Source organism: Sulfobacillus thermosulfidooxidans, from assembly GCF_001280565.1.
Classification (GTDB): domain Bacteria; phylum Bacillota; class Sulfobacillia; order Sulfobacillales; family Sulfobacillaceae; genus Sulfobacillus; species Sulfobacillus thermosulfidooxidans_A.
In genome coordinates this window covers 126,249-138,105 of record NZ_LGRO01000002.1, presented here as the reverse complement: position 1 = coordinate 138,105, position 11,857 = coordinate 126,249, and the positions used below count along the sequence as shown (strand labels likewise).

12 protein-coding genes and 1 riboswitch are annotated in these 11,857 nt (G+C 48.9%); of the genes, 9 read left to right on the top strand and 3 right to left on the bottom strand.

The window, feature by feature from the left end:
- Window positions 1-26 precede the first annotated feature (26 nt).
- From hemE to thiO, 8 genes are all read left to right on the top strand, one after another.
- Window positions 27-1,064 carry a uroporphyrinogen decarboxylase gene (gene hemE, locus AOA63_RS16185; RefSeq protein WP_171822772.1) on the top strand — a complete coding sequence of 346 codons (1,038 nt, stop codon included), beginning with the start codon at window positions 27-29 and terminating at the stop codon, window positions 1,062-1,064.
- Between the two features lie 49 nt (window positions 1,065-1,113).
- Window positions 1,114-2,034, top strand: a complete 921-nt coding sequence (gene hemH, locus AOA63_RS16180; RefSeq protein WP_171822771.1) for a ferrochelatase — start codon at window positions 1,114-1,116, stop codon at window positions 2,032-2,034.
- Window positions 2,035-2,041: 7 nt separating this feature from the next.
- Window positions 2,042-3,457 carry a protoporphyrinogen oxidase gene (hemG, locus tag AOA63_RS16175; protein WP_082344088.1) on the top strand — a complete coding sequence of 472 codons (1,416 nt, stop codon included), beginning with the start codon at window positions 2,042-2,044 and terminating at the stop codon, window positions 3,455-3,457.
- Window positions 3,458-3,627: 170 nt separating this feature from the next.
- A riboswitch (TPP riboswitch) is annotated at window positions 3,628-3,730 on the top strand.
- Window positions 3,731-3,765: 35 nt separating this feature from the next.
- Window positions 3,766-4,383 carry a thiamine phosphate synthase gene (locus AOA63_RS16170; protein ID WP_053960834.1) on the top strand — a complete coding sequence of 206 codons (618 nt, stop codon included), beginning with the start codon at window positions 3,766-3,768 and terminating at the stop codon, window positions 4,381-4,383.
- A complete protein-coding gene (gene thiS / locus AOA63_RS20005; RefSeq protein WP_053960833.1) occupies window positions 4,374-4,574 on the top strand; it encodes a sulfur carrier protein ThiS in 201 nt (66 codons plus the stop codon). The genes AOA63_RS16170 and thiS overlap by 10 nt, the downstream gene beginning before the upstream one ends.
- A 3-nt stretch (window positions 4,575-4,577) precedes the next feature.
- Complete coding sequence (locus AOA63_RS16160) at window positions 4,578-5,357, top strand: thiazole synthase (RefSeq protein WP_053960832.1); 780 nt, start codon at window positions 4,578-4,580, stop codon at window positions 5,355-5,357.
- Between the two features lie 4 nt (window positions 5,358-5,361).
- A complete protein-coding gene (locus AOA63_RS16155) occupies window positions 5,362-6,105 on the top strand; it encodes a HesA/MoeB/ThiF family protein (protein ID WP_053960831.1) in 744 nt (247 codons plus the stop codon).
- Window positions 6,106-6,116: 11 nt separating this feature from the next.
- Window positions 6,117-7,232 (top strand): glycine oxidase ThiO, encoded by a 1,116-nt coding sequence (thiO, locus tag AOA63_RS16150; RefSeq protein WP_206742836.1) that lies wholly within the window; start codon window positions 6,117-6,119, stop codon window positions 7,230-7,232.
- Between the two features lie 108 nt (window positions 7,233-7,340).
- On the opposite strand, the gene AOA63_RS20260 is transcribed toward thiO, so the two are convergent.
- From AOA63_RS20260 to AOA63_RS16140, 3 genes are all read right to left on the bottom strand, one after another.
- Window positions 7,341-7,712 (bottom strand): AMP-binding enzyme, encoded by a 372-nt coding sequence (locus tag AOA63_RS20260; RefSeq protein WP_242848394.1) that lies wholly within the window; start codon window positions 7,710-7,712, stop codon window positions 7,341-7,343.
- A gap of 24 nt (window positions 7,713-7,736) precedes the next feature.
- A complete protein-coding gene (locus AOA63_RS16145) occupies window positions 7,737-8,933 on the bottom strand; it encodes an AMP-binding protein (protein ID WP_242848393.1) in 1,197 nt (398 codons plus the stop codon).
- A 146-nt stretch (window positions 8,934-9,079) separates the two neighbouring features.
- Window positions 9,080-10,783, bottom strand: a complete 1,704-nt coding sequence (locus AOA63_RS16140; protein WP_053960829.1) for a peptide ABC transporter substrate-binding protein — start codon at window positions 10,781-10,783, stop codon at window positions 9,080-9,082.
- A 356-nt stretch (window positions 10,784-11,139) separates the two neighbouring features.
- On the opposite strand from AOA63_RS16140, the gene AOA63_RS16135 reads away from it, so the two are divergent.
- A complete protein-coding gene (locus AOA63_RS16135; protein ID WP_053960828.1) occupies window positions 11,140-11,847 on the top strand; it encodes a glycerophosphodiester phosphodiesterase in 708 nt (235 codons plus the stop codon).
- Window positions 11,848-11,857 lie beyond the last annotated feature (10 nt).

Below are 11,857 nucleotides of genomic sequence, written 5' to 3'. Positions count from 1 at the left end.
ACATGCCAGAAGGAGGAACAACAGGGGTGAGTCACGCGAGCCGATTTATTGATGCCTGTTGGGGAAAACCTCATGATGCCATTCCCGTCTGGTTTATGCGTCAAGCCGGTCGCTATCAGGCTGAATACCGCCAATTGCGTGAGCACTACTCGTTTTTAGAAATGGCTCATTCGGAAGACGTTATTACCGAAGTCACCTGTCGGCCCGTAGAGGAATTAGGCGTGGACGCCGCGATATTATTTTCTGATATCATGATTCCCTTGGGACCCATGGGCATTGACTTTGATATTCAAGAACATAAAGGGCCTGTGATTGCGCATCCGATTCGTTCCGCCAAAGATTTATCCCGGTTACAACCGCTACGACCGGAAGAGGATCTCCCCGAAGTTTTTTCGAGTATCGAACGCATTTGTGCACGAATTGATCCCATCCCACTTATTGGTTTTGCAGGAGCGCCCTTTACATTGGCGAGTTATATCATTGAAGGCGGGCCTTCTAAGCAGTATGAAAATACGAAAAAAATGATGTGGGAACAACCGGCCCTGTGGCAGGACCTGATGATGCGATTGGCTGAAGGCATTGTCGAACATTTAAGTGCCCAAATTCGTCATGGAGTACAGGCTGTGCAAATCTTTGACAGCTGGATTGGAACGCTCAGCGTGGACGACTATGCAACGTTTGTGCTTCCGGTTATGCAGTATATTTTTGCACAATTAGAGAGATTTCAGGTTCCCACCATTTATTTTGGAACCGGTACAGCAGCCTTATTACCCTTAATGAAACAAGCGGGAGCCAGTGTGTTGGGAATTGATTGGCGGGTGCCTTTATCACAAGTTCGTAGGCAATTAGGAAAGGACATTACCCTCCAAGGCAATTTAGATCCGGTTGCCCTATTATCATCGTGGGATGTTATCGCTGCCCAAGCCACCCACATTTTGACGATGATGGCTCATGACTCACGGTATATCTTTAATTTAGGACATGGGGTTCCGCCCGCCGCTAATGCCGACGACCTTAAGCGATTAGTCCAACTCGTGCATGAATATCCTTATGAATCGTGCTAAGTAAAGCGTTCTAACATTTTGGGATATAATGGTAAGGAGATGATGATGGGTGATTGGTGTCTTAGTTATGGCGTACGGTTCAGCTCAAGATCCGGATGACTTGCCCCGTTATTACACACATATTCGCCATGGGCGTGCACCAAGCCCGGAGCAGTTGGACAATTTGCGCATGCGCTATGAAGCCATTGGCGGATTTTCTCCGCTTACAGCCATCACCCAAAGGCAGGCAGCAGGGCTTCAAGAGGCGTTAAATTCGATAGCTGGAGAATCATTTCAGGTCTTTCTCGGTTTAAAACATTCTCCGCCCTTTATCGACGACGCTATCAGGGACATGGCGCGTGCCGGGATAAAGCGGTTTGTCGCCCTAGTTTTGACCCCACATTATTCCGCCATGAGTGTTGGAGAATATTTTGACGAGATTAAAGAGGCGCTGGCCACGCACAATTTGTCTTTGCCATGGCAAGGCGTGTCTTCATGGCACCAAAATTCCCGGTTTATCGAACTGGTTGCGCACCGCGTTCACGAGGCACGGGAGAAATTTTCGCCAGACGAGCAAGCTGATCTGGTAAGTATTTTCACTGCACACAGCTTGCCGCAAACAATCTACCAGCAGGGCGATCCTTACCCGACAGAGCTGAGACAAAGCGGGGAGATGGTTGCTGAAGCGTGTGGTCTAACGCGTTACCGTTATGCGTGGCAAAGTGCAGGGAGGACAGGGGAACCATGGATGGGACCGGACATTGTCGATACGGTTCGCCAGTTGGCCAGTGAAGGTTACTATCACGTCTTAATTTGTCCGATAGGATTTGTCTCAGATCATCTCGAAGTGCTTTACGATTTGGATATTGAGTGCCAGCGGGTCGCCCAAAGCCTCGGGGTGCATATGGAACGAACGGCCTCGTTTAATGATGACCCGCAATTTCTTGAGATGTTGGCACATCTCGTTATAGAGACGTCTCAATTGGAGTGAGGAAGGCATGATGCGTGTTGCATTGGTAGGCGGGGGATTAACGGGACTTTCTACGGCATATTATCTAGAGCGGTACTATCCGGAAGTGAGCATCGATTTATTTGAAGCTGACGATCAATTAGGGGGATGGGTGCGCACCGATACCGACTACGGTATTGTGTTGGAAAAAGGGCCGGATTCCTTTCTAGCCACAAAGCCAGATCTTGTAGAATTGTGTGAAAGCGTAGGATTAGGACCGCATTTAATTGGAACAAATCCACGCGTTCGCGGTGCCTATGTATTTTGGCGGGATCGATATTATCCGATTCCCGACGGGATTCAAACGGGCGTGCCGACGAAAGCCAAACCGGTGTTAACCAGTCCTTTGCTTTCGTTAACGGGGAAAATGGCGTTAGCCAAAGATTTTATTATGAGCAAAGGACCAACGACAGATCAATCTCTTGGCCATTTCCTTCGGCGGCGTTTTGGCAATCAAATTGTGGATCGGCTCGCGGCGCCCATGTTGTCGGGAATTTTTGCAGGAGATATTGACCAGATGAGCTTAAAGGCCACTTTTCCGCATTTGTTAGCGGCTGAACAGCAAGCTCGCTCCGTCTACTTGGGGTCGAAACGGCGTATTCCACCCCCTCCCAACGAATTTGTGCAACGCTATCATAGTGCCTTTTTGACGGTTGACCGGGGTTTAGAGCAAATTATTCACAGCCTGGCCTCAGCGCTTTCACGCACGCATGTCCTATTGTCGGAACCCGTTCAGCACATTGAACCGGCCACTCATCAAAAATGGTCTGTTATCTCCGCAAAACATCAGGATGAATATGATGCGGTCATTATGACAATTCCCGCTTATGCCACTGCTAAAGTCCTGCCCTTTTTACCTCACGAAGCTCAAAGTATTTTGCAAAATATTCCGTATGCGAATCTGGCTGTGATTGGCGCGGCTTATGATCCGGAGGATATCCCGGTGAAAACGGATAAGACGGGGTTCTTGGTGCCCAAACAATCCGGGTTGCGCATGACGGCTGTAACGTGGGTGTCTTCTAAGTGGCATTACCCGCACGTCGCCCCATTATTTGTATTGCGGGCATTTTATGGGAGGTCCACCGAAAATATTTTGGAATACGATGATGACACGTTAACGCAATTGTTTTATCGGGAAATGGAACGAACTATGCACATTCAACATCCTGCTCAATACTTGCGCGTATTTCGTATTCCCAAAGGCATGCCGCAATATATTGTGGGGCATCTAGAGCGAATTGCCGAACTCCATCAATATCTTGCGCGATTTCCAGGACTCTTTGTGTTGGGAGCATTCGAAGGGGGAGTGGGAATGCCGGATAGGGTCAAACAAGCCAAAGACATTGCGCAAACTTTTGGTCAACAAATGGGATTGTCCACCGCGCACTATGAGACATCGTCATAATCTTTTGATATCCGGTGCTGATGAGAGTCTGGAGCCAACAATTTTTTCAAGAGTCTTGACATTTTGCTGTGATTCAGGTCATCATGAATGAAAGTCATCCTTGCTTTTACCACCACCGTTAAGGGCTGTCGTTGGAAAAGATGGAATGGCTGAAATCAAAAATATCATCACATGATCGCTAGGGGTGTCCTTGTAGGACTGAGAACGGCACAAGCCGTACCCTTCGAACCTGATATGGTTAGCACCATCGTAGGGAAGCGAGTGTTGTCCGCTCGCATGCGGATTTTTTTATTTGGGGCGGGTATGAGATGGTAATTGGCGTGATCGATGTACCGCGGTTTCCTCATAGTGCATGGTCCATTTTGCCCAGTTTGCAAGGCATTCTTGATGGTCTCATCGTGCGCGATAAAGAAGGGCTCGCTCCTTCCGTTAAGAGCACAGCCTTAAAAATCCGTGAGATTGCTCCGGCTCTTCCGCTATGGATTAATTCCTACGTCTCGGTGGCGCTTTCTTTACCAGCCGATGGGTTGGCACTGCCTGCAAATTCTGCCCCCGCTGCATCACTGCGCTCCATTTGGCATAAGCCCATCATGGCATCTGTACACACCCTCGACGAGTTAGCTTATCACCAAGGAGCGGACTATTATCTGTGGGGTCACGCCTTTGTCTCCACATCCAAACCGGGTTTGGCTCCCAGGTCCTGGTCGGACCTGCGCCAAATTGTCCTCCAAGCCAGTGCCCCTGTTCTCGTTATTGGAGGCATTACGCAAGACAATGTCCAAGCATTCCGAGGAATGGGGATTTACGGGGTCTGCTTGTCTGACGGCTTGTGGCATGAGGACAATCCCATTGCCGCGTGTGAAAAGATAAAAAGCCATTTACACTCTTCGTACCCGAATTCACCAGGAGGTACACCATGCGACTGATTATCAATGGAGAACCGCGTGACTTGCAAAATGTTCGGACCGTTAAAGAGATGTTAGATGTTTTAGGAGTGGATCATCAAACAGTCGCCGTAATGGTCAATGGCGAAATTATTGGCCGTACGGATTTCGATCATGGTCAAGTGCAAGAGAACGATACCGTGGAAATTGTACGATTTGTCGGAGGGGGTTAAGACATGGCGAATGTGTTGCAAATTGGGGAATATACTTTTGGATCACGCTTGATTGTCGGAACGGGTAAATATCAAACTTTTGACCTGATGCGGGAGGCTATCATCGCGTCTGGAACAGAACTCGTCACCGTCGCGCTGCGCCGGGTGAATTTAGACAATCCGAACGAGCCGTCATTACTCGATTTTATTCCTAAGAACGTGCGGATTTTACCGAATACGGCTGGCTGTTACACGGCTAAAGAGGCCATTGCCGTAGCGCATTTGGCTAAAGCTGCGGGCATTGGCACGCTGGTTAAACTGGAGATTATCGGCGATCAAGATTTATTATGGCCTGATCCCATTGAAACCTTGGAAGCGACCAAAGTGTTAGTGCAAGAGGGTTTTACCGTGATGGTGTACACCACACCGGATCCGGTTTTGGCCAAATATCTCGATAAAGCGGGAGCACATGCCATCATGCCCTTGGGTTCGCCGATTGGATCAGGTCAAGGGGTCTTGGATGTCGAGGCCGTCCGCCGCTTCAAACAGCGGGTATCTGTGCCTGTCATTGTCGATGCTGGCATTGGAAGTCCTCAAGACGCCTGTCTTGCGATGGAAAATGGAGCCGACGCGGTACTGATTAATACCGCCATTGCCCAAGCAGGTGATCCGGTGATGATGGCTCAGGCGATGAAATGGGCGGTAGAGGCGGGACGTTTAGGCTTTGAAGCAGGGCGGATGCCCAAAAGACAAGATGCCGTCGCGTCCTCTCCCACAACGGGTATGATTGCTGCAGGTCAATGATGTTATGGTGATAACGGATAAAGAACGTGTGAGACGGCTTGTGTCGTTGCCAGATGCCAAGCCTTCCTGGGCCACACGGCTCAAGGAAAGCCGTGTGGCCATTGTCGGAATGGGAGGACTGGGCAATGCCTCCGCTTTATACCTGACAGCGCAAGGCGTGGGTCACCTAACGCTTTATGATCCCGACCGGGTCAATGCCCACAATCTGGGACGGCAAATCCTGTTTCGGCCAACGGATATCAACCGTTTCAAAGTCGAGGCTGCACGCGAACACCTGCAAGAACTCGCACCGCGAGCGTCGTTTCAGATCGAGCCGGTAGCGCTTAATGAGGACAACGCCGAAGAGTTGCTAAAAGGACATGACGTGATTATCGACGGCCTAGACAACTGGAACACGAGAACAGTGTTAAACCGTTTTAGCGTGCGCCATCATGTGCCGGTGGTGTTTGCCGGGGCCATTGGCTATGAAGCCCAAGTATATGTCGTCAATGGCGGTAAACCGTGTTTGCAGTGTCTTTTTGGAGATTCTCCCTATGCGGACCAAAATTGTGCGCTCACCGGGGTTTTAGGACCGGTAGTGGGCATGGCTGGTACAGTTCAAGCGCAAGAAGCATTAAAAATCTTGTTACATGCCGGAGATCTCTTGCAAGGCCGGATTTGGACCTATGATGCGTACCGGGCTCAGTCGCGTATTATCCAATTTACGGCCCGCCGGGATTGTGCCGTGTGTGGTGGGGAAGGGGAATGATAATGGAGGAGATGGATAACAGCCAAGATTTCATTGTTGTCGGAGCGGGTATTATCGGGGCGATGATTGCGTACCGTTTAGTGACGCATGGCTACTCCGTCATGCTGGTTGATCAGGGGCCACCTGGTGGCCAGGCCTCCCGAGCTGCGGCGGGCATATTATCGCCAACGGCTGAAGCCGGATCATCGGTGCCTTTTTTCGATTTGCTGCAGGCGAGTTTTCTTAGATATCCCGCCTTAATAGAAGAAATTGAAGAAGCCAGTCAGATGCATGTGGATCTGCATCAAACGGGCGTGATTCAAGCTGCATTAGATGATGCTGAAGCACAAAGACTGAATGAGTTATATCGCTGGCAAAAAAATAAAGTCGCGGTCGAATGGGTTACGTCCGCACAATTGAAAGATCTTGAACCGGACATGCAACATGCTGTGGGGGCTTTATATGCGCCTCACGAGATGCAGGTGCATGGTCCTAAACTGGTTCAGGCCCTGGTGCGAGCTGGGAATCATGCTGGCATGGCAAGCCACTTTGGCGTCATGGTCCAACGCTTTTTGACATCAAAGAGTGGGGATGTGTTGGGAATTGACACCACAAAGGGACAGTTTCGGGCGCAAAAAGCGGTGATTGTCGCCGCGGGTTCCTGGGCTCAATCCATTTTAGCGACATTGGATGAAGTGCGCGCATTACCCATTAAGCCCATCCGCGGCCAAATTCTTGCATTAACAAGCGATGAGGTTCCCATTCGCCATGTCGTCTTTGCGCATCACCGGTACGTGGTACCCAAACCCGATGGCCGGCTGATATTGGGTGCGACGGAAGATGATGCGGGATTTGATGACCGCGTCACAGCCGATGGGGTGGCCCAATTGGCTCAGTCGTTTCGTTATTTTGGTCCCCGCATTTCCCAGATGCATTGGCAAGCCATTTGGGCTGGACTTAGACCCATGGCGCCTGATGGTCTTCCCATTCTGGGGCCATGGCCTGGACGCCAAGGACTTTACGTGGCCGCGGGACATTACCGTAATGGGGTGCTATTATCAGCTATTACCGGGGATTTGGTCCTTCATTGGGCTCAAAATGGCACTTTACCTCCTGCAGCGTTTTTGCCAGAGCGGTTTTTTTCATGATGAAAAGCGTGTGCCTCAATAAATCAAGGCCCCCAGCATTTCTTGAATGCTGAGGGCCTTCATCTGCAGCGAAGACATCTCGATCTCTGCCTGGCGACATGCATAGCTTTACGCTGGTGACATATGACCTGAATCTTCAGCCAAGCTCCTACGCAGTTCCCGTTTTAAGATTTTGCCCGTTGGATTTTTCGGTAAGGCAGAGGTTATCACCACCTCTTTGGGAACTTTGTAGGGTGCGAGATGTTGCCGGCACCAGGCGATAATATCGGATGCATTCATTGTAATCCCCTCTTTTAAGACAACGATGGCCACGACTTTTTCGATCCAGTAAGGATCGGCTACGCCAATCACGGCCACTTCAAAAATCCCTGGCAACTGGTAAATGACTTCTTCGACTTCACGACTGGCGACGTTTTCTCCACCGGTTTTAATCATATCTTTCTTACGGTCGACCACAGTTAAATAGCCGTCTTCATCCATAATTCCTAAGTCACCGCTATGAAATCATCCGCCTTGAAAAGCCTCTTGGGTCTTCTCGGGATCGCGGTAGTACCCTGGCATAATATGGGGACTACGGTGGCATATTTCACCAATCTCTCCACAAGGTACCGGTTGATTATGTTCATCGAGGAGTACCGTTTCTACATTGAGGGCCGCTTGCCCACATGATCCAAGCTTTCTCAGTTGATCATGAGGTTTTAGTACGGTGGCTAACGGGGCGATTTCTGTCTGACCGTAAAAATTCCAGAATTGGGTGTGGGGCAATCGCCGACTGAGTTCCAATAGAATTTCTTTAGGCATAATCGCCGCGCCATAATGGCCTTTGGTCAAAGAGCTTAAATCATAATGATCAAAGAGGGGAGAGCGGAGTAGGCTAATCCAAACGGTAGGGGGAGCAAAGAACTCCGTAACGCGTTCTTCCGCAATGAGAGGGAGAATAATATCGGGACGGGGCATCGATGTGATGACGTGCGTAGCCCCTAAATACGTATAAGGGCCTAAGAACACATGCTGTTGCGCACTATGGTAAAACGGTAGAGCATGTAAGACAATATCGTCCGCTGCAAATCCTCCATCAATGACAACGCTCACATATTCATGAATCAAGTTGTTATGGGTGAGCATAACACCTTTTGGACGAGATTCTGTTCCCGAGGTATAAAGGATTTGGGCCATGTCATCGCCCGAAGGTCCATCAAGGGGCAAATCAGTAAGATGTGGTGGCGAAGCTAAAGAAGATAGGCTGGGAAGTGCTTCCCATCCCACAGTCTCATCCTTTGGAATCAACACAAAAAGGCGACCCGTGAGGACAGTCGGGTCGGGTAATAGCGTGAGGGCTGTATCAATTCGTTCAGTAAATTCCCTGTCACTAATGATGCCATTGACTTCAGCATGACTCAAAATGTAGGAAATTTCCGGGGCGGCTAACATAAAATTGATGGGAACCAGAATGACACCGAGTTGAGCTGCGGCAAATATGAGTGTCGCATATTCCGCAGAGTTTCGGGAATCTACCGCGATCTTATCTCCTTTGTGAAATCCCTGGTGAAAAAGAAATTGGGCCAGATTATTAATAGCCCATTCCCATTTTCGGTAGGTAAGTCGGGAAGTGGGGCTGATCACAGCGATTTTCTCAGGATAACGAGCAGCGGACCGGTGTACAAGATCATATAAGTTATGGCGATGAATGAGGGACTGCATGGGAAAAAACCCCTTTTTGAATACCAGTATAGCGAATATTCTGGGAAAATTGCGTTGTTTCTAAAGATAGATGAGGGACTTACAGAGATAGCAAGAAGAAATATCCCCGAAGGCAGGCTTACTCGGGTCGCCTTCGGGGAATAATTTTAGGACGGGGACAGGGTCCAATAGTTGGGAGAATACAAATCCGATACCGGATTAAAGGTTTTAACGGACCCATGCAAGGCGTTGGCATGGACATTAAACGACGGGGTCCAGGGCATCCACAACACGGGCAAATCTTCTGCGGCCCATTTTTGGTACGCATCAAGACGTTGTTGGATTTGACGAGGTGTTCCGGGTTCGTAAGTTTGAGTTATTAATTGATCCATCACGGAGCTGCTATATCCGCCAAAATTCGCGCCGGCACCCGTTTTGAACAAGCCTCCACCCGTGGGATAAAAGTCTGGCTCATATGTCCATCCTCCGCCCCACCAAACCATATTCCATTTACTGGGGTCGCTTTGGTTAGCTTGAGCAATAATTTGATCAAAGGGCTGTGACTGCAAGGTGACAGCGATTCCCTCTTTTGCCCAGCTGCTTTTAAGTAATTGCGCAATATCACTGACTGTATTGCTGCCGCTCACATAAGTTAAAGTAAATGCTAGACGCGTCGATCCTTTGGTCATGACACCATTAACCAAGTGCCATCCGTGCTTTTCGAGTAATTGTTTTCCTGCTTGAGGGTTGTAGGGGTACAGTGGCGATTTTAACTGGCTATCGTAAAAATGAGTGGGGGGCTCAGAGGGAATAGGGCCGTTTTCGACGACTCCATAGCCATGATAAAACGTGGAAATGATCCCTGGCTGGTTGATTCCCATCTGTAAGGCTTCACGTACATAGCGTGAGTCGAAAGCTTTTCCGAGGCCTCCTGGAGCCTTGGGATTTAAATTGGGTTGCAAGTAATTAAAGCCGAACAAATAGGCTGTGGTTAAGGTGTCATTGCGCAGTTGAGTCCGTGAATCCCATAAGGAAGCCGGAAGATATCCGACGGTAATCGTACCGGTTTTTAATCCTTCAAATTCCGCTTGCGGTGAGGTTTCGTATTGAAAAATCACTTTAGCCAGGGACGATTTGTGGCCACCATAATGGGGATTGGGAATAAATGTCCAGTTATTATTGGGTTGCATACTGGCGAATTGGTAAGGCCCATCGACCACGTGATAGGGTGCAGCACCAGGCGAATTGGCGACGGATTTGATGTAGGCCAATTCTTTGATGATGTTATGCGGATATTTATCCCAAACGGAGACCGGCAATGGGGTGATTTGGGCTAATCCATTGTGTTCAAACCAAATAGGATTGACGGGAGAATTTAGGGTAACCTGCACGGTTGTCGGATTGATAGCGGTCACGTTCTTCCACAATTCCGGAATTCCGCCGACACCGCTACCTGCATGGCTCCAAGGTAAATCGGGATTCGATGAACTCGTAGTTTGGATAAGATTCCATGCGAATAAGACGTCCTTCGCCGTGATGGGGTGATTATTCGACCAACGATAGCGAGAATTGAGGTGCAGAGTAAAGACCGTATCGTTATGGGAGACAGCAATGCTCGAGACAAGAGAATGAGCGAAATCGATGCCATCACTTGGGGTTATACTCAACAACGGTTTGTACATTAAATTCTCGACCTGCATATTGACATCCGAGCCAAATCCTACCGCACGTATGGGAAAGAACCAATTGGGCGATGTCTGTGGGGCTAAGGCGATGACAGCTGTCCCACCTTTGACTATGGTTTTGGTTGGAGCCGATGTCTGATTGCCGCATCCCGCTGCAATGAGGGAAAGGACGAGACTTGATGTCATAACGAGAGATTTACGTGACAAGTTCCTCAGCCTCCTGAATGATCATGCAGATGATTCTAGCCAACCATAAAAATATCCTGTACTACGAACGGGGATAGGTCAGTCTAACAACCGTCGCGAATATAATAATGGAAGAATAATTATACGTATTCGACAATTTTTTCGAAATTCCTTCAGAATCTTAAACCTGTTTTGCCATAACATTTACTGGGTTATCTAACAATGTTCTCCAGCGATCCAAGCCGCATAGCACGATCGCTTTTGCTATAGTGAAATGAGACCTAGACCATGGGAATATGGCGTCTAGGGGTTTGTGGTGTTGTCTCGTGATTTTGTCATTAAAGGAGCAGGCAGACATGTTTTGGGGTTATCAACAAATGAAACCATTCATATGGGCACATCGCGGTTACGCGGTCCGGTATCCGGAAAATAGTCTGCAGGCGTTTTTAGATGCTTTTGAGGCGGGGGCTCATGGCATTGAATGCGATTTGCAAATTGCTCGGGACGGTACCATTGTTTTGGCCCATGATGCCGAATTGCCAGGGGTAGATGGTCAGCCACTAAGGATTAAAGATTTGGACTGGTTGGATATCCAGGCACTGACTCAAGGCACGATAAATCGTCTCGAAGATTTGGCACAATTGCCCAAGGCACTGTACATAAATTTGGAACTGAAGGAACAAGGTGCACTGGATGCCTTTTTCGTCGATTGTTTAGTCCATATTATTCGGCATGCGCATTGGCAAAATCGCATTCTTTTTTCATCATTTAGTGGAACCTTATTAACCCTTTTGGAAGAACGTCTGCCAGATATTTCTCGTGCTGCACTGTGGGCGAGTTGGTTGCCAGACGTAGAAGAGTTTGCGAGTCTCGTTCATGTTGATGCCGTTCACGTTGCGGCGCCGTTTTTAAGCGTGCAATCGCTAAAGCGTTATCAGCAGGCGGGATATCAAGTTGCCGCGTGGAGTCTCAAAGATGCTCGGACCATGACCCAGTGGATTCATGAAGGGATTGATGGGGTGATCATCGATAATCCCCTGTGGATGGCAGAAATCGCACGCTGACCCTGTGCTA

What these genes read in the sequence shown, in the direction of transcription:
- hemG (WP_082344088.1), top strand. Translation starts at nt 2,042, where the DNA reads ATGATGCGTGTTGCATTGGTAGGCGGGGGATTAACGGGACTTTCTACG.
- AOA63_RS16170 (WP_053960834.1), top strand. Translation starts at nt 3,766, where the DNA reads ATGGTAATTGGCGTGATCGATGTACCGCGGTTTCCTCATAGTGCATGG.
- thiS (WP_053960833.1), top strand. Translation starts at nt 4,374, where the DNA reads ATGCGACTGATTATCAATGGAGAACCGCGTGACTTGCAAAATGTTCGG.
- AOA63_RS16160 (WP_053960832.1), top strand. Translation starts at nt 4,578, where the DNA reads ATGGCGAATGTGTTGCAAATTGGGGAATATACTTTTGGATCACGCTTG.
- AOA63_RS16155 (WP_053960831.1), top strand. Translation starts at nt 5,362, where the DNA reads ATGGTGATAACGGATAAAGAACGTGTGAGACGGCTTGTGTCGTTGCCA.
- thiO (WP_206742836.1), top strand. Translation starts at nt 6,117, where the DNA reads ATGGATAACAGCCAAGATTTCATTGTTGTCGGAGCGGGTATTATCGGG.
- AOA63_RS20260 (WP_242848394.1), bottom strand. Translation starts at nt 7,712, where the DNA reads ATGGATGAAGACGGCTATTTAACTGTGGTCGACCGTAAGAAAGATATG.
- AOA63_RS16145 (WP_242848393.1), bottom strand. Translation starts at nt 8,933, where the DNA reads ATGCAGTCCCTCATTCATCGCCATAACTTATATGATCTTGTACACCGG.
- AOA63_RS16140 (WP_053960829.1), bottom strand. Translation starts at nt 10,783, where the DNA reads ATGACATCAAGTCTCGTCCTTTCCCTCATTGCAGCGGGATGCGGCAAT.
- AOA63_RS16135 (WP_053960828.1), top strand. Translation starts at nt 11,140, where the DNA reads ATGTTTTGGGGTTATCAACAAATGAAACCATTCATATGGGCACATCGC.